The sequence below is a fragment of the Deltaproteobacteria bacterium genome, assembly GCA_030654105.1.
Taxonomy (GTDB): Bacteria; Desulfobacterota; SM23-61; order SM23-61; family SM23-61; genus JAHJQK01.
Map to the genome: position 1 here is coordinate 1 of JAURYC010000306.1, position 17,888 is coordinate 17,888.

Annotated in this window: 16 protein-coding genes and 1 pseudogene; 5 read left to right on the plus strand and 12 right to left on the minus strand. The window is 50.2% G+C overall.

The features are described 5' to 3' along the window. Nucleotides 1-1,133: CaiB/BaiF CoA-transferase family protein (locus Q7V48_13270; GenBank protein ID MDO9211697.1), on the minus strand; the 1,133-nt coding region annotated here is incomplete at its 3' end. Between the two features lie 376 nt (nt 1,134-1,509). Between Q7V48_13270 and Q7V48_13275 the strand changes: the two genes are divergently transcribed. The 3 genes from Q7V48_13275 (at nt 1,510) to Q7V48_13285 (ending at nt 5,196) form a co-directional block, all read left to right on the plus strand. Next, on the plus strand, nt 1,510-2,619 hold the full coding sequence (locus Q7V48_13275) for a DUF1786 domain-containing protein (GenBank protein ID MDO9211698.1): 1,110 nt from the start codon (nt 1,510-1,512) through the stop codon (nt 2,617-2,619). 254 nt (nt 2,620-2,873) lie between these two features. Next, nucleotides 2,874-4,913 (plus strand): NAD-dependent DNA ligase LigA, encoded by a 2,040-nt coding sequence (gene ligA, locus Q7V48_13280; protein ID MDO9211699.1) that lies wholly within the window; start codon nt 2,874-2,876, stop codon nt 4,911-4,913. Between the two features lie 4 nt (nt 4,914-4,917). Next, a complete protein-coding gene (locus tag Q7V48_13285) occupies nt 4,918-5,196 on the plus strand; it encodes an acylphosphatase (GenBank protein ID MDO9211700.1) in 279 nt (92 codons plus the stop codon). Nucleotides 5,197-5,422: 226 nt separating this feature from the next. Here the strand turns inward: Q7V48_13285 and Q7V48_13290 are convergent, their stop codons facing one another. Beyond that, nucleotides 5,423-5,689 (minus strand): hypothetical protein, encoded by a 267-nt coding sequence (locus tag Q7V48_13290; GenBank protein MDO9211701.1) that lies wholly within the window; start codon nt 5,687-5,689, stop codon nt 5,423-5,425. 325 nt (nt 5,690-6,014) lie between these two features. On the opposite strand from Q7V48_13290, the gene Q7V48_13295 reads away from it, so the two are divergent. Continuing rightward, nucleotides 6,015-7,019 (plus strand): hypothetical protein, encoded by a 1,005-nt coding sequence (locus tag Q7V48_13295; protein MDO9211702.1) that lies wholly within the window; start codon nt 6,015-6,017, stop codon nt 7,017-7,019. 44 nt (nt 7,020-7,063) lie between these two features. On the opposite strand, the gene Q7V48_13300 is transcribed toward Q7V48_13295, so the two are convergent. The 5 genes from Q7V48_13300 to Q7V48_13320 all read right to left on the minus strand — a co-directional run bounded on the left by Q7V48_13300 (nt 7,064) and on the right by Q7V48_13320 (nt 12,589). After that, complete coding sequence (locus Q7V48_13300) at nt 7,064-8,071, minus strand: tRNA 4-thiouridine(8) synthase ThiI (GenBank protein ID MDO9211703.1); 1,008 nt, start codon at nt 8,069-8,071, stop codon at nt 7,064-7,066. Then, nucleotides 8,071-9,294, minus strand: a complete 1,224-nt coding sequence (locus Q7V48_13305; GenBank protein MDO9211704.1) for a transglutaminase domain-containing protein — start codon at nt 9,292-9,294, stop codon at nt 8,071-8,073. The genes Q7V48_13300 and Q7V48_13305 overlap by 1 nt, the downstream gene beginning before the upstream one ends. A gap of 20 nt (nt 9,295-9,314) precedes the next feature. After that, entirely contained in the window at nt 9,315-10,364 is a 1,050-nt protein-coding gene (locus Q7V48_13310) for an LPP20 family lipoprotein (protein MDO9211705.1), read from the minus strand. A gap of 208 nt (nt 10,365-10,572) precedes the next feature. Continuing rightward, the gene (locus tag Q7V48_13315; GenBank protein MDO9211706.1) at nt 10,573-11,220 is read right to left on the minus strand and encodes a protein-L-isoaspartate(D-aspartate) O-methyltransferase; all 648 of its coding nucleotides are present in this window, start codon (nt 11,218-11,220) and stop codon (nt 10,573-10,575) included. Between the two features lie 160 nt (nt 11,221-11,380). Next, nucleotides 11,381-12,589: a 2,3-bisphosphoglycerate-independent phosphoglycerate mutase gene (locus Q7V48_13320; protein MDO9211707.1), complete on the minus strand. Its 1,209-nt coding sequence runs from the start codon at nt 12,587-12,589 to the stop codon at nt 11,381-11,383. Between the two features lie 501 nt (nt 12,590-13,090). On the opposite strand from Q7V48_13320, the gene Q7V48_13325 reads away from it, so the two are divergent. After that, entirely contained in the window at nt 13,091-14,254 is a 1,164-nt protein-coding gene (locus Q7V48_13325; GenBank protein MDO9211708.1) for a class I SAM-dependent rRNA methyltransferase, read from the plus strand. A gap of 153 nt (nt 14,255-14,407) precedes the next feature. Here Q7V48_13325 and Q7V48_13330 read toward each other — a convergent pair whose 3' ends face one another. The 5 genes and pseudogenes from Q7V48_13330 to Q7V48_13350 form a co-directional block, all read right to left on the minus strand. Beyond that, nucleotides 14,408-15,187 carry a hypothetical protein gene (locus tag Q7V48_13330; protein ID MDO9211709.1) on the minus strand — a complete coding sequence of 260 codons (780 nt, stop codon included), beginning with the start codon at nt 15,185-15,187 and terminating at the stop codon, nt 14,408-14,410. Nucleotides 15,188-15,595: 408 nt separating this feature from the next. Beyond that, nucleotides 15,596-15,772: pseudogene (locus Q7V48_13335) on the minus strand (SDR family NAD(P)-dependent oxidoreductase). Nucleotides 15,773-15,983: 211 nt separating this feature from the next. Continuing rightward, complete coding sequence (locus tag Q7V48_13340; GenBank protein MDO9211710.1) at nt 15,984-16,211, minus strand: hypothetical protein; 228 nt, start codon at nt 16,209-16,211, stop codon at nt 15,984-15,986. Between the two features lie 329 nt (nt 16,212-16,540). Continuing rightward, nucleotides 16,541-17,086: a hypothetical protein gene (locus Q7V48_13345; GenBank protein ID MDO9211711.1), complete on the minus strand. Its 546-nt coding sequence runs from the start codon at nt 17,084-17,086 to the stop codon at nt 16,541-16,543. Next, a partial coding sequence (locus Q7V48_13350; protein MDO9211712.1) for an MmgE/PrpD family protein occupies nt 17,053-17,888 on the minus strand: 836 nt, incomplete at its 5' end. The genes Q7V48_13345 and Q7V48_13350, both read right to left, overlap by 34 nt.

Genomic DNA, 17,888 nt, shown 5'->3' on the forward strand with positions numbered 1-17,888 from the left:
CCTTCTCTTTTCAAGCCTTCGATTTCTAACTCTTCATAACCAAGCTCCTTAAGCACGTCCACCGTATGCTCCCCAAAATGGGCTGGGGCCAGCCGGATATCGGGCGGGGTCTCTGACAATTTGATGGGAGAAGCTAAAAGCTTCATCTTTCCTTTCTGGGGGTCGGTTAATTGAACCACCATTTTGCGTTGAATTACCTGCGGGTCGTTAAAGGCTTCGTCGAGGTGAAGGACCTTCCCGATGCAAACGTCTAGGTCTTTCAGCTCATCCATCCATTCTTCGCGGGTTTTTTCTTGGAATGTCTTGCGCAAAAAGCGGAAAATCTCCTGGCGTTTTTCCCCTTCATCATACTGATGAGGAATGTAATCATCCCGCCCCAGTTTTTGGCAGAGAATCACCCAGAAGCGATGCTCCAAGGCTCCAAGGGAGATATATTCTCCTTCTTTGGTTTCGTAAACGTGGTAGCAGGGATACCGGCCGCTAAGGAGGGTGTCACCCCTCCGGGGAGTTACCCCCAGTCCCCAAAGTAAGCTCACCGGAAATGGTAACATGGCGATAATACCGTCGAGCATGGAGATGTCGATGTATTGCCCTTTTCCGGTCTTCTGGCGGGCTAACAGAGCGGCCATGATTCCCAGGGCGGCATACATCCCCCCGGCGGCCATGTCCGCAACCTGGATCGGCGGAATAACCGGCTTTCTATCGGGCTCGCCAGTCAAGGCCAACACCCCGGCGAAACTCAAGTAATTAACGTCATGCCCAACCATATCCTTGTAAGGACCGTCCTGCCCATACCCTGTAACCGAGCAGTAGATTAACTTGGCGTTCAAAACTTTTAAGCGGTCGTAGTCGATCCCCAGTCGCTCTGTAACCCCCGGGCGGAATCCTTCGAGGACTACATCTGCTTCCTTTACCAGGCGACCAAAAATCTCTTTTCCTTGGGGATGTTTCAGATTCAAAGTCATGTGCCGCTTATTGCGCATAACCGTAGGCATCCCCGGCCCCTCCCCTTCGAACCGCCGGTCCTCGATTCGAAGCACGTCAGCCCCCAAGTCTGCCAGAATCATCGAGCAGTAAGGGCCGGGAAAGAGTCGGGATAAGTCTAAAACTTTTATTCCCTCCAACGCTCTCATTTATTCTCCTTATAAAAATAGGCCATAGATTTTGCATATCGCCTATTGCCTATCACCTCTTACCTATCACCTATTACTTATTGCCTTTTCACCTTTGGCCTTACGCTATTTTTCAGCAACGGAAGGAAAGAGCAAAAGAAAATGAAAGGCACTGGCAACCTTGGTTTTCCTGCACGGCTATCATATATTCTCTGATAATTAAGGTCAAGGTGAACAAACGTTGGTGTAAGAAATAGGCTCAGGGCTTTTTCCCTTGAGCCTTGAACCTTAAACCGTGGGCCTTTTCTCTATAGCCTATTGCCTTTTCCCTTAAGAACATGTTAATTTTTTATAGATCCCATCTTGAGAGGTATCCATGGGGAATTGAGGGGTAGAGATGGCCTTTCCAGATAAAATCTTGGCTATAGATATTGGCGGGGGAACCCAGGACATCCTTATTTATGAAGAGGGGAGACCGATGGAAAACTGCTTGCAGATGATCCTCCCCTCTCCCACCCAGATCGTTGCTCAAAAAATATTCAAGGCAACGGTTTCTCAAAAAAATATCTTTTTGACCGGCAACACCATGGGCGGCGGACCGTGCGCTTGGGCCGTGGAGAAACATCTCAGATCCGGATTGAAAGTTTACGCCACGGAACTTGCCGCTTTAACATTGCATGATAACCTGGAGGAAATCCGCAGGCGGGGAATTCGCCTAGCCAACACTCCCCCCGCTAACACGCAGACGATTCATCTCGGCGATGTGGATCTGGCTTCCCTGAAGAAAGCTCTCAGACCTTTTCTGGTAAAGCTACCTCCAACCTATGCTATTGCTGTTCAGGACCACGGTTTTAAACCCCGAGGGAGCAATCGGCGTTTCCGCTTTCTTTACTGGAAGCAATTTATCCTTTCAGGAGGCTATCTGTCAAACCTGATTTACCGGAATCCTCCTGAATACATGACCCGCATGACTGCCGTTCAGAAGGATGCCCCAGGGGCCTTTGTGATGGATACTTGCGCGGCAGCTCTCTGGGGAATCCTCTGCGACCCCAGAGCGGCAGAAAAACAGGAAGAAGGCTTGGTTGCCGTAAATTTAGGAAATCAGCATACTCTGGGTGCCCTAATCCAGGGCAATAGAATCTGGGGAATTTTCGAGCATCACACCGGCATGTTGACCGGCAAAAAGCTCAAGTCCATTCTGGATCGTTTCCCCCAAAAGCTTCTCACCACTCATGAAATATTTCGGGATGGTGGGCACGGGTGTTTTGTTGATCCAAATTTCTCCAGGAAAAAAGGATTTGGTCTTGTCGCGGTTACTGGCCCCCGGCGTGCGCTCGCAGAAGGGTTAGATTATTATATGGCCGCACCTTACGGGGACATGATGCTGACCGGCTGCTTCGGTCTGGTGGCAGCCCTGAAAGCAAAATTGGCCACAGAGGACACAGCGCGGCAGAGCCGCAACCAAAAAACATTGGCCACAGAGGACACAGAGATCACAGAGCTATAACCAAAATCTTTAGAACAAAAAACAACTTAGGACACGGATGAATACGGATAAACCCAGATAAAAAATTTTAGAAAATAATCTTAACAGAATTTTCAGAAATTGAACGTTAGTAGTACAGAGCCCACAGAGTTATTAAGCTCAAAAAATAACAAAGGGCCAAAAACAATATTTAAGAATTAAATATTTGTTAGAAAATAATTTTTCTTAATTTTTCTCTGAGACCTCTGTGCCCTCTGTGGCAAAGGTATTCGATCATGAACAAAGCGCAGGCCCAAGCGAAAATCGAAAAACTTAGGGAGGAAATCAACTTCCACAATTACCGGTACTACGTACTCGATAATCCGGTCATTTCCGATGCCGAACATGATCAGCTCATGCGTGAGCTGGAAAACCTGGAGCAACAATTTCCTGATTTTGTCACCCCAACCTCCCCCACCCAAAGAGTCGGGGCGCCTCCTTTGGAAAAATTCGAGGAAATCCGGCACACTTTGCCTATGCTCAGCCTGGCTAACGCTTTCGCAGAAGAGGAAGTTAAGGAATTCGACAGCCGGGTGAAGCGCTTCCTCGAAACCTCCCACGACATCGAATACTGCGCCGAATTAAAAATGGATGGCGTGGCTGTTGAACTTATTTATGAAAACGGCCATTTTACCACTGGATCTACCCGGGGTGATGGATTCGTAGGCGAAAACGTTACTCAGAACCTGAAGACCGTCAAGACCATTCCCCTAACTTTGATCCCTGGCCAAGGAGAATCTCCACCCTCCAGGCTGGAGGTAAGGGGGGAAGTCTACCTGCCTATCAAAGCTTTTGAGGCATTGAACCGTCAAAGAGAAAAAAGTGGAGAATCCCTCTTCGCCAATCCGCGTAACGCAGCAGCTGGTTCCTTGCGCCAGTTGGACTCATCGATTACCTCCAAACGTCCTCTGGATTTTTTCTGTTACGGGGTGGGCCAGCTCTCCGGTCAAACTTTTGCGACCCAATGGGAACTATTGGAAGCCCTTTTGCACTGGGGTTTCAAAGTAAACCCCCACCGAAAGCAATCCCGAAAAATCGAACAAGTTCTCGAATATTTTTGGGAGGTGGACGAACTCCGGGAGAAACTTCCTTACGAGATTGACGGAGTGGTCATTAAGGTGAATTCCCTCCGCCTCCAGGAAACTTTGGGAAACATTGCTCGCAGCCCACGGTGGGCTTTGGCTTTCAAGTTTAAACCGAAACAGGTCACCACCAAAATTCGCGACATCATCGTCAATGTAGGTAGAACGGGTGCCCTAACCCCAACCGCCATCATGGACCCCGTGCGAGTCGGCGGCGTCGAAATCAGCCGGGCCACGCTGCATAACCAGGATGAGATTGATAAAAAAGATGTGCGCATCGGAGATACGGTGGTCATCCAGCGGGCTGGAGACGTCATCCCCGAGGTGGTCCGGGTTGTTTTCGAAAAGCGGACAGGCAAAGAAAAAAAATTCCGTATTCCCAATCAATGTCCGGTTTGCGGCTCCGACGTGGAAAAACCCAAAGGGAAAAAAGAGATGGCCGTGGTCCGTTGCACCGGCATTGCCTGCCCGGCCAAACTCAAAGAAACCATCATCCATTTTGCTTCCCGAGATGCCCTGAACATCGAGGGCCTGGGGGAGAAAATTATTGAACAGCTGGTTGAAAAACGCTTGGTCAAAGATTATGCGGACCTTTATGCCCTAACCCTCGAAGATCTGCTTACTCTGGAGAGAATGGGCGAGAAGTTGGGGGGAAATATTTTAACTGCCATTCAAAACAGTAAAAAAACATCCCTGGAACGGCTTATATATGCCTTAGGTATTCTGCACGTTGGAGAGCATATTGCCAAACTTTTGGCCCGGGAGTTCCCTACCTTGGAAAAACTCTCCCAGGCCTCTTGGGAAAAGCTCAAGACGATTAACGGGATCGGGGATGAAATTGCTTCCTCGATTGTTCAATTTTTCCAGCAGAAGGACAACCAAAAAGTTATCCAGAAGCTCAAAGAATCGGGGGTGGAATATCCTTCTCGGCCTCTTCCGGTGCAACCGATTCTCCGCAAGCTGGAGGGGAAAACTTTTGTCTTGACCGGTTCGCTGAAATTTTTAAGCCGTGAGGAGGCTAAATCCAAGGTCGAATCGTTGGGTGGGCGAACTTCTTCGTCCGTGAGTAAGAAAACGGATTTTGTATTGGTGGGAGAGGATCCGGGGTCAAAATACGAGAAGGCCAAGACTCTCGGGGTAAAGATCGTTACCGAAGACGAATTTTTGAGGATGTTGGCTCAGGACGATAGGTGAAACGATGGCTAAAAATCGAGCCAAGCTTATCATTAAAGGAATTGTCCAAGGGGTGAATTTCCGGTACTACACCCAGCGCGAAGCCAAAAAATATAATCTTACGGGATGGGTCCGTAACCTTCCCGACGGGTCCGTGGCCGTCCTTTGCGAAGGGGAAGAGGAAAATGTGGAGGCCATGATCCAGTGGTGCCGCCACGGGCCTCCTTCCGCTCATGTTACTGAATTGATCGTCCAGATGGAAGAATTCCGGGGCGAATTCCAATCCTTCTCCATATTGTTCTAACCGCGTAACTGAGGACAGTTCTTTTTCCCCGTGGACTAAAATTTCTTATGACTGCCTTCACCCTCTTGATCATCTGCCTTATTGCCCAAATTTTAATTGCGGCCTGGCTGGGAATTTTCTTTCTAAGGCGCCATCGACAACAGAAGCGGCGGGAAAAGGAGATCGCCCGCCACCCTGAGGATAGGTCTTCAAATGGCTCCCAATAAATTGGGTATTTTACTCCGGTCTACTCTTTCTCCTCCACGGTTTTTTTCTCCTCTTTCTTCTTCTCTTCTTTCCCCTTAATTCTTTCCTTTTTTCCCTTTTCCTTTTTCTTTTTTTTCTTCGGTGCTGGGCCTTTTCCCTCCAGCTCCGCGATGGACCTTACCACAATTTTTCCCGGGTGGCGGGGAAAGTCTACCCTCAAATAAACCCTCTTCGGAAATATTTTAACGACCAGACCTTCCTTTTCTTCGCCACCGAATTGGAATTTCACCCGCTCGCCGACATTCATTCTCTACCCTCCTCCGCTGTTCCTTTTAATTCACTGGGACGCCGATTTCCGCAGGCAACCGCAGAAAAAAATAAAGTCCTTCAAATTTCGCCGGGGCACGAAAGGTTCTAAATTTTTAAAAGAACACTTCCCATTTGTTTTTTTAAGCCGAATTTTCTGCGTTTATCTGCGTCCCCTGCCCCTGAAATTCCTACTTGATAAAGTAAATATTTTCATACCATTTTCATCTCCGTAGAGCAAGGGAAAAGTACCACCGGTGACCTCATAATTCCCTTGCTTTCTCATGGCGTCTGATTATAAAATTGCGCCAGGAGTAAACGGCAAAATGGAAGATAACGACCTCCTTCAGAAAAAACGCGACCGGCAGATTATGGAAATCGTTCGCCACTTCCTCTTAGCGGTGGTGACTTTTCGCCAGCAATACCAGAACTATAAACAGGGATCCCTCCAATTTGCCGACTTGGCCAAACTCGTCGACGACCGGGGGCAAAGCCTCCTTTATGCCCTCAAGGAACTTTCCCATGCTTTGTACCGCCGTAGCTCTGCAATCATTTCCGAAAAAGAACAGATCTTTGACTTAACCATCGGTTCCATCTTTCACTTGGCTATGAAGATACGGGAAGACCTTTATCAACTCGAAATTTACGGCCCGAAATATCGGGCCTTGGTCGAGAAGGGAGATTACCCTCCTCACCAGGAAAATCTTGTCCGCCAATTTCAAGGAATCCTTTCCCGGGCTGAAAACAGTTTCCAGGAAGGGATGGAAGAAATTGCCGTTTTAACGAAAGATGTCTTTCGCCAATTTAAAGAACTCCTTTTCGAGTACAGGGAGAACGGTCTCCTTATCCGTTTTTTTCTGGAAGAAACGGAACTCCTCCAGGAAGTGATGGGAAAAGATGCTTTGAAAGAACTTTTTCGAACCCTATATGGCCCGGATGAGGCTCAACCTTATCGCCTGGCCGGGGAATCCTATTTCCGGAGTGCTTTCTACAACAAGGCGATACAAACCTTCTCCCAGGCCCTGGAAATAAGTCCGGGGGACGAAAGTCTTCAATTCAAGATCTACCTTAGCCAGGGGATGGAACAATTTTATGCCTTCGACCCACTTCAGGCATTGAATTTTTTCGAGAAGTGTCTATCCTTGGCCGGGAAAGTGGAATTTTTAGAAATTTACAGAGCAATGATCTGTAAGGTTTGCCAGAAGATCCAGGAAGAATTTCCCGGGAGGAGGAAAAGTGACCAGCAGCGTGACCTGGTTAAAAAGGCCCAATCTCTGCAGCGCCAACTGGAAGAACTGCCCCCTGCTCCATCCGATATTTATCCTACGTAAAAAAGGTTACCTGGGAATCAAAAATTCTGGAGTCAGGAGTCAGTTTAAAACCTCAGGGAAGCGATTTGATTATCCTTAGCCGGTTTTACCAAGAGGCGTCCGGAAAGATTATCAACCTCCTGGCCATAGAGCACTTCGACTTCATTCCATTCCTTGGCCTTGCTATACCGGGAAACGATAGCAGCGGCCAGGGATAATATATCTTCCCCCTTTTTTCCTCGCATCAACCCCAGCGGTCCGGGGATATCCTGGACTTTCAGCAGGACATCCTCTTTCTGCCGGAGTTTTATCAATTTCTGATTCTCCTCGTCCCGCCTTCCCACAACCAGACGACCACCTCCGGGCAATTGAAAATGTCTGCCTACCTGAAAAAGAAGGATTTCCCCGGTTGTAATGGCTGGGGTTTGATCGAAATATTTTCTGAACCGGCTGGCCAGCACAGGGTCGGTAAGAAGGCATCCACCAGCCGGTAAGGGATAATGGCGGAAACCCATCTCTGCAGCCAGCTTCATCTGCGGTTTACGGCTGCGCCCTCTGAGATCGAGAAGTTTCTCCCGATCCACCAGGCCTTCCAACTCCGGGCGGGTGGGCTTGAGGTTTTTGGCACAAAGGGGCCGGAGGAGTATTCCTTCGGTCCCGGAATCCCGTTCGACAATCCGCAAGGTATCCCTGCGCTGGGACATGGGTCGCTGACCTAACACCTCCCCAGTGACTAAAAAGTCAACTTTTTCTTCCTCCATCCGGGCTCTTGCTTGGGAGAAAAGGAAAATCTTGCAGTCGATGCAGGGGTTGAAGTTTTTCCCGTACCCGTACCGGGGATGGCGCAGGACCTGGAAATACTCTTCACTGACGTCAATAATTCTCGCTGGAATCCCGTAAAGGCGTATCCATCTTTCTTCAAATTGGGCTTCCTGCCCTTTTTTGCTATAACCGAAAAAGGGGGTTATAAAATGTAGGCCTGTGACTTCGATTCCCTGGTCCATGATCAGACGGGTGGCGAGAAGGCTGTCCAGACCGCCGGAGAGCAGGGAAAAAGCCTTTCTCCTGCCCATCACTTGGCCCTCGGCGCGCCCTTGGATTTCGGTATCGTCTTGGAAGGAGGTTGGGATGGAGATGAGCCGAATGGAGGCAGGACAATATCTATATTTTTTACCTCTCCCTTGATGGCTTGAAGATTTTTTTCTACCTCTCCATATCCATCAACCTTAATGGTCAAGCGGTAGGTCCCGTCTTCCAGCCCTAAGAGAGAGTAAAGGCCTTTTTCAAAAGGCATAACCTTACCCTGGATTCCTTCCCATAGGACTACACTCCCTTTGGGAATGGGTTTTCCGGAGGCATCCTTGATCAATCCGTAGATTGTCCCGAACTGCTGTTTTCCGGATTGCCGGGCGAGAATATCTTTCTGGGGCATGGAGAGTTGATCTATGGCCAGGGTGGTATTTTCTTCTTTGAAAATCGTGAAAGTTGTGGCTTCTTCCACGTCCAGGCTTCCGCCCTTGTTGTTTCTCGGATTGAGGTTGATCCCGTCGATATATCGCAAGACATGAAAAGGGTCGACAAAATTCTTCGAATGAAGTAAATCTGAAAAAGTCCACCCAATATCGGGGTAATATACTTCGACCCAGCCATGGTACCCCCCGCCACTGATTTGGACTCCCCAATATTTCTTGGAAATCCCCCAGTCATATCCCGGCGGCAGGTAACCATGGGCGTACCTTGCCGGAATTCCCACACTCCGTAGCATGGCGATAGAAAGGTTGGTGTACCCCACACAAGACCCCCGCCTGTTGTAAAAAACCGACCTTCCATCCTGAGGGGTATTTCGCCCGGCATCATAGGTATGGTTGTCCACGATCCAGTTGAAGATTGAGGTCACAGCCTCGTGGATGGTCTGAGCACCTTGGGTAAGTTTTCTCGCCTCAGCAACGATGTTCCCTTCCTTCACCGGAATGTCTTTTTCCGGGTTCAAAAATAATTTCATATCCCAGGGGAGTTGTTGGGGAGAGAGAGGAAAAGGAGCCTTGGAATTCAAAGGCCCGAGGTTGACCTCGATCATCACCCTTTTGCTGAACTCATCTTCCTGAAGGACTTTCTGAGAATAGGCACTATTGCTGTAATGGGGAAGGAATTCAACCCCCAGCGGATTGACGATGTCATAGATGGTCGTATGCTTTCCAGCGAGAATCTTGGTAGCTGCGAACGCCGGACTTAGCCATCCCTTAAGAAGGATCCACCCCAATATCGAAAAACTAATCAACAAAAGTTTCGTTTTCATCCCTTTTCGCCCCGAAGGAATCAGTCGTAAACAATCATGACCCGGCCGTTCTTCAAGTATCCCGTATAGGGTGCAGTGGTCAGAACCATTTGAGCATCCCGGTTGGAAATGACCACGTCGGTCTTTTTCTCTCCAGCGGCGTTCAGTCCGGGGACGATGCAAGGGTCCGCCGTAACTCTTTGGTTCTTGGACGCCGCGTCAACATCTTTGGCATACCCGACTAACCCCATCTTGATTAATTCTCGCTGCGCTAGACTCTGCGAGCTGTAAACCATTTCTCCTTTTTGATTGAGGATCTTGGGAATCAGTGCCGGGCGCAAGCCCAATTTTCTGGCATCAACGATTAAACCGGTATACTCCAATTTTTTTAAATCCAATTTCTCCTCGATTTTGGCCTGAACTTCGGGGGCCGCAGGAGGTTTTTTCTCTTCGACTACAGGTGGCGGAGTTACTTTTCTCTCTTCGGCCGCAGGGGGCGGAGTCACTTTCTTTTCCTGGGGAGGCAGAGGTACTTTCTTGTCTTGGGGCGGCGGGATTGGTGGCGGGATTGGTCGCGAAGGCGGTAAGGGTTTGTCAATAAACGGAATGGCCGGGGCAGGCATCAATGGCGTGGTCAGCGGGGGTAACTCCTGGAGCATCACTGCCAAAAGTTCACCCGTAAGATAGACAGCCACGGTCACCTCTACGCCTCCATCACTCAAATACCGCTTGTCTACCACGGTTGCTCCTTTGACAATCCCGCTAACCCGGGTCATTACTACGTCGTTTTTGGTTGTGAAGTTTTCCACGGTCGTGTCCGCATCCACCCGCACGCCTTTCACGGCTTCCAGCAGATTTCGTAGGGCATCCGCCTTGGCCGCTCGTTCTGCCATCAGTCGCGCCTGGGAAATCACGGTTATCCCGGTGGGCGGTGCTCCACTTCCCTTTGCCGTAATGAGCCCTTGGGTCCAATTGATTACGCCGCTGGGCAGGCGTTCCAATACGTCCTTCTCTCCCGCTGCCGGGGCTGACGGAACCCACAGCGCCATTGCCAAGAAAATTCCCGTAACCCAAACCCCAACCTTCCCCATTGGATTCCTCTCCTCTGCTTTTGTTTTCCTGGTGGAAAAACCTATATAAAAATTACCATAGTTTCTGAAAAACTGTCAATCAACGACTCGCCTTTGCCGCCTTGACTTTTAAAGCCTATCAATTTCGCATTTTGGAATGCGGATTGCAAAATTATTTCTTTTTTCTTTTTCTATTCCGAATTCCGCATTCGCCATTCCCCATTCAAAATCATTCCTCTTTCCATCCGTAATCTCCCAGGAGGGGTACAAATATACACCCGGTAATATCATCCTCTTGAAAACGGTTTCCTTGGCGGGTTACTTTGTAAAGGGTCTGAGTATAGCGCGGACCCACCGGGATGACTAACCGGCCTCCTTCAGCCAATTGGGAGAGAAGGGTCTTGGGAATCTCGGGAGCTCCGGCAGTAACGATGATCCCTTCAAACGGAGCCTTATCTGGCCATCCTTTCGTCCCGTCCCCGGTGAGAAAAAAAATATTCCTGTGGCCGAGTACCTCTAAAATCATCTGGGCTTTCTGGATAAGCGTGGGGATCCGTTCCACCGTAAAAACAACCTGGGAAAGCTCTGCTAAAATAGCCGTTTGGTACCCGGAACCTGTACCAATCTCCAGAACCCGTTCCTTTCCCTTCAGCTCCAAGGATTGGGTCATGATAGCGACCATGTAAGGCTGGGATATGGTCTGGCCCTCCCCGATGGAAAGTGGCCGGTCTTCATAGGCTGCGGGTTGATAATCCGCGGGGACAAAAGATTGTCGGGGAACCTTGGCCATGGCTTCCAGGACACGGGGGTCAGAGATGTCCCTCCTGCGCAGTTGCTCTTCAACCATGGCCAGTCGTTCTTTTTGAAAATCTTGCACTGACGTCTTCCCTTTTTGAATCAAAATTAAAGGCTATTCACCGCAGAGCACGCAGAGAGTTCTGGGCGATGCTGGACGATTCGTAATGACAACTTTCTTTTGCCGTTCACGATAATTATATTTTTCTCCGCGTTCTCTGCGCGCTCTGCGGTGAAAAATTCTACGCCCCGAACTTCGTCAATCTCCGGGCGTGAGCAAGCGCTAAAGGCATGAGCTGTACGGAAGGCATTTTGCCTAATACCCCGCCGATACAGCTAACTTCATCAAATTTTTTCACCGGATCAATCAAGCAATATTGGGAATACAGGATGATCGGTAAGGGATGCCAACTGTGGCTGCGCAGCTTGGCAGGGGTCGAGTGATCCCCCGTCACCACCAGAACATCCGGTTTGAGCGCCCGCACCTGGGGAAGATACCGGTCCACTTCTTCAATGACCGCCACTTTGCCATCAAAATTTCCGTCTTCCCCCCGGGAATCGGTCTGTTTGATGTGCAGGAAAAAGAAGTCATAATCGGCAAAATGATCGGCCAGGGCCTTGAACTCATCCTCCAGGGTACTTACGGAGGAAAGAACCGTCATCCCCACCAGACGGCTGATTCCCCGATACATGGGATAAGCAGCGATCGCCAGGGCATTCAGGCCATATCGTTCTTTCATTGAAGGATAACGGGTATGTTTGGCAAAACCACGGAGGAGGACCATATTAGCTCTGGATTCATCCGCAAGGATTTTCCGGCTCTGAGCAACAAAATCTCGCACCAGGTCTGCGGTACCCTCTGCCTCGGGAATCAATGCTTTGGGTTCCAGGGGAGGAACACCTTCCCGCTCAGGGTCCGTATCCTCGATCTCCCCTCTTAATCCTTCCCCCCGCAGAACCAGGACGGCCCGGTGCTCCTTAACCGGTTCAACTATCACTTCTACTTCCCGGCTTAGCCGTAAACTTCCCTGCAGCTTGCGGCAGATTCGTTCGTTGGTCTCATTGGAGATTCGTCCGGCCCTGCGGTCGATGACCTTCCCGTTCTTGTCAATGGTGGCATAATTGATCCGGGCCACCACATCCCTCTCGGTGAGAGGAAAATCAATACCCGTTGCCTCCAGAATTCCCCTCCCGATGTTGAACTGGAAAGGGTCATACCCGAAGAGAGCAAAATGGGAAGGCCCGCTCCCTGGCGTGATCCCTGGAGCAACGGGTTCCAGAAGTCCGCACGAAGAAACCTCTGCCAATTGATCCAGATTGGGTTTCCGGGCAACCTGCAGTTCTGTGCCGCCCTTCCCTTCCATCTGGATTCCGCCCACCCCGTCAAGAATGATAAAAACGATCTTCGAAGTGCTCGGTGTCAGCAGACCGGTTAAAAGGTTCGGATCCACGCTTTCCTCCTGCCTTGAATTCCTTGCTAAATATCCCTATCCGGAGCTATAGTGAGGAAATTTCTCGTAATCCCAAATGGATCGCGCGTTACCGCGTGAAAAAAGCCCTGGTCTATAACCCTACTGCCCTCCCTCCCTCGCCCTTTACCTCCTTAAATTCATGGTAACGAGCGACCTTCGGGAAATCGCCCAGAGTGGAAATCTCCACCTCGCCGTCCAGGAGGCTGCCTACCAATTGCTTAAAGATAAGACTTGAAAGACCCTTTTCAGGTCTTGGCGGGTTCGGGAGGATTGGCTGGGCCCGGCGATGCTTGGGTCTTTCGTCTTTTCTGTCTCCGTTTGAGTTTCAGTTGAAAACGATGCTGCATTCTTTTGTGTTTGCTCTTTGAACTTGCCAAAAATTTCCCCTTTCTATGTTTTTTCAGATAGAATATAGAAAAAAGGATATTTAATCAACAACCAAATAAAGGGTCCAATCTGCACTCCGCATTTGGGGAAGTTATGGGTCGTCTAATTCCTACGGCTAAAGGTCTGGCTTGGTTTCGGAAGGGGCATCCCTGGATTTTTAGAAACGACCTGGCCAAAATCCAAGATGCCGCACCAGGAAGCATTGTATCTCTGGAAGAGAAAAACGGAAAATTCTTAGCCCAGGGTTTTTACAGCGAACATTCTAAGATCGCTTTCCGCCTCGTTTCCCGAAGTCAAGAACCCATCCACCTAAATTTCTGGAAAGAGCGGGTAGAAAGGGCCTTGCACTACCGTGAGGCCGTAGTGGAAAAGACCAACGCTTACCGGTTGATCTACGGCGAATCCGACGGAATTCCTTCTCTGATTGTTGATCGGTACGCCGACCATTTTGTGCTCCAAACCCTTTCCCAGGCAACCGAAGACTTATTGGACCTGTTCACAAAAATTCTTCTGGAACTTTTTCGGCCCTCTTCCATCCTGCTGCGGAATGATCTTAGCGTACGAGAGCTTGAAGGGTTGCCGCAGGAGAAGAAAATTATAATGGGAGAATGTCCTTCCAGGGTCCAAGTTTTTGAAGGAACAATCCAATACCTGGTAGATTTATGGAAAGGACAAAAAACCGGAGCCTACCTGGATCAAAGAGAAAACCGCGCAGCTGCCTCCCGCTTCCTGCGGGGACGAGTCCTCGATGCCTTTTGTTACCATGGATTGTTCGCCCTCCATGCTGCGCGCCACGCCGCCCAGGTAACCGGCGTGGATTCTTCTCAAGAGGCCATCGAACAGGCCCGGGAGAATGCTTTGCTGAACGGCTTGGCCAACACTGAATTTCGCAAGGAAAATGTTTTCTCTTTTCTCAAAGCCGAGGCGGAGGCTGGCCGGCATTACGATGGCATTATCCTCGATCCCCCTGCTTTTGCCAAGAGTAAAGAAAATGTTGGCGGCGCTTCCCGGGGATACAAAGAACTCAACCTTAGGGCGATTCGCCTACTGAACCCCGGGGGAATTCTGGTTACTTCTTCTTGCTCTTACAATCTTTCTGAATCAAGATTTCTGGAAATCCTGCGGGAATGTGCAAGGGATTTGGGGGCAACCTTGAAGATCATTGAAAAGCGCGGGCAGAGCGCCGACCATCCGATCCTGCTCTCTTTCCCGGAAAGCCACTATCTGAAATGCCTGTTTTTAGAAAAAATTCATTAACCATCCCATTAGAGAGCGTACTCCCCAAATTCCCGTTCTTCTTTTTCTTTGAGGACGCGGAAGGTTTCGCCGGGGAAATCGAGGTCATAGATTTTTAGGGTAAGTGGAGAACAAAACTAATCCTGGGTAAAGTTATGACGCTAAAATAAATAATCAAGTCTGTCCCCCAAATCCCTCTGAGATAAGATCGATTCTGTCAAATCCGGGTCGAATGAATGACCTCGCGCCAGGGAATGTTTCTTCGACGGCCTGCCTCAAATGGTCGAGAAAAGAGATGATTTCGAGAACTCTCTCAGCATAAATATGGTTATAGCGGGGAATCACTGCCCATGCGCCAAGCGAACGGTCAATGGCGATAAGTGCGATCTTAGCTGAACCATCCAAATCGCTTGCGAATTCATCGCATTTCTCCTCTTCCTCTTCCATCTTTCCCCGGATGGCTCGCGTCAGCTTAGCAGCAATAAAGTATTGGTACCACCGGATCACCGCGAAGGCTTCCTCGATGTCCACTCCCTCGTTAGCGACAGCTGCAATTTCAAAAAGGAGTCTTTCTCTCTCATTGAACCAATCTTCCACTATTTTGCTGTTGATCTTAGCGGCGCGGCAAATCACGTGGTTTTCCGCAGCCTCGTCATTCGCCCGCATACTTTCTGTGTCACTCACTGAATCCAAAGTCTCCAGTTCTATTCCCCATTTCTTCCCGGTTTCCCTCAGCAACTCCAGGGTTTTCTGTAGGATCCCTGATATCTTTCTCCAGAATGCTTCATTTCGAATATCATGCGTTTCAGGATCGGAAAATTCCTCCTCCAAAAGCGAGAAGTTCAAACAGCGAAGGGTTTGAGAACATCGTTCACACCATCGATCGCAATAATTATAAATTCCGGCGATGAATCGCTCGTCCCCAGCAAGTTTTTCAAGCCTATCCCGATTCACAATCTTCCCCTCTCTCTGAATTTTCTTAGAAATAATTTGTAATGGGGGTTGGTTCAAATGCAACTTAAAAACCTGCCCCAACACCGCCCCAATATAATAAAACTCCTTCAGCCGCCAAAGATTTTCATCCTTCAATTCCCTAACAAATCACATGATGAAATGCCCCCGGAGCATCCAATCTCGACCACTTCAACATCCCACCAAATTTCCTTTTTCTATTTCCTTTGTCAATAATAATTTGTCTTTGAACCAACGTGCCCCTTTTTCCACATATTGATAACAGATATTGATATGAACCCCATGGGAAAAACTCTGTCCATTCTTTAGCAACTCTTCCCTATCCGATCTATCGCTTTGTCAAGGATAAAGCTTTGCCCCCCATTACATAATCTGACCGCAATCGACAGGGACAAAAATCGCCTCCCCACCAGCCTCCTTTACCAATTTGACGGTCTCCTGCCCGCCTTTGGGATCAATATCCCCCACCACCACCTTCGCCCCCTCCCGGGCAAACAACACAGCCCCGGCACGACCCGACCCTGAACCTGCAGCAGTAATAATGGCTACTTTGTCTTTTAGTCTCATGGCTTTTCCTTTCGTTTCGTTCTTATTTTGGGGGCGAATATTGCCCACACTTCCGGGGTCTTTTCCCGGTCGTTTCGTGGGATCCTGATGTGTTTCTTGGGACAGAACATTACCTTAGTCCGGTCCCAGAAAGTCACGGGAATACGATGGCCGTAATTTGGCATTCCCTTTTTCTTAACAATACCTCCCGCTTTCTCCTGGAGATCGGCTTTTAAAATAGCCTCTCCTCTTTCTCCGAATGAAGCCTTTCTGCAATCTTTTGAGCGATCAACGGGGCGTTGCCCCCGGCGCGGTTGTTGATAATTAGGTTTACTTGGATTTTGTCTTTTATAGCCTCGTTCACGATCTTAACAGTATCCTCGATCATCTCCGGATCCAGCATGCCGCTGACCATTTTGTCAAACGGGAAGGCTTTGGCATAAGATTCCTCATAGCTCATCCGCCTCTCCCCTCACCTTGGCGAACTGCTTCCGTAACGGCGGCAGCCAGGTTCACAAGTTCGGTCAAATACAAAACCCCAGGTTGAGTAGTTCTTACGCTATGCTCCATGCCCCATGCGCCATGCGTTTCTTACTGTCCTGCCCGATCCACCCGGCATACCGGTCACTGGCCATACCGACGAGGATGTTTGATTTGAGATCTCGAAATAGGAACCTCTTTGACCGGCTTTCAGGGGTTTTAGCCATAAAAGGATTCTATAAGTTTCAAGCAATTGGGATCATCAATGCAACCTGGGCAACAACGTCCCGGACCATTACTGTCAGATCGTCAGTCCTTCGAATTCACCACGGTTTCCATCAGCCTGGCAACGTTGTCCAGTTCCTCTAACCCCAGGGTCATTCGGATCGACTCTTGGATCTTGTCCTCCGCCAGCAGATCCTCGGTGCACAGCCGATACTTCTGGATCACCTGCTCCACCGGCAGGAGATCTGGCGGCTGCCCGTTGACCTTCATGCAGTCTTTGCTGAGCCGCGTACCGTCCTTCAGGATCACGGTGAGCGGGTAGGGCCCGGTCAGGGCTCCGTACTGCCACTCCTCGTGCACGATCATCTTCACCCTCTGGCGTAGTTCGCGGGCATCCTGGTCCTTCACCCTCTCGTCGGAGAAGCTACGAAGGGTGATCCTGTCATCCAGGATTGCCACCGCCAGGCTGTGGGGCATGCTGAACCTGGCCTCGGCCAGGTTCCTCGGCTCGGGATAGCGGATGAACTGGGGCACCATAGGATTCACCTCCACGTCCACCCTTTCCACCTCGCCAGCCCGGAAGCCGTGGGCCTGCTTTAGATCAACCACGCCCTGGATGTACCGCTGCATGTGGTAGCGCAGGGGTAACTCTTGATCCCCACAGCCATGACCCGGTAGGGCTTCCCCCAGTTGTTCACCACGTCCGTCGGCTTCGACACCTCTCCCGCCGTCTTCAGGTCCAAGAACCCCTTCGGGCCTTCGAAGATGGTGGTGCTTCCGGTTAGCCCTTCCGCGGCCCACAGTGCCGCCGCTAAGCCGTCTCTCCCCGCGACCCCCATCTCGATGAAGTGGGCATCGGTTCCCGTCTGTCGGGTTAGGCCACACCCCTGGGAGGCGGCCAAGCTCAGCGCCCATGCTGTCCGCTCCACATCGAGATCTAGCAGCTTCGCCGCCCCTGCCGCTATCCCTAGAACTCCCGTGAGGCTGAGGTTCAGATATCCCCGCTTACGGGCGTTGTTGCAGTCGATGCCAAGTCTGGACTGCACCTCGTAGCCCGCCGCGAAGGCCTCGAGGACGCGGCTGCCGGGAGAGCCCAGCTTCTCGGCTAGGGCGAAGAGGGCAGGATACAGCGTGTAGGTGGAGACGCCTTCGGGCATGCTGTCATCCTCGTACTCCGTGGTGTGGGCGAAATGGCCGTTGGCCAAGGCAGCGTTCTCGACAGAGGTCTTGAAGCCGGAGGCGGCGACGGTGGCCTCCTGGTTCCCACCCATCCGCTGGACGTATCGGGTGACGACCTTGCAGCTGGGAATCTGTGCGCCAGATACCATGCCGCCAAGGGCGCTGAGGGCCAGACTCTTGCTGTAGTTAATCACTTCGCGGGGGATCTGATCCAGCTTCGTTTTACAGGCCAGTTGGGCAACCCTGATTGTGG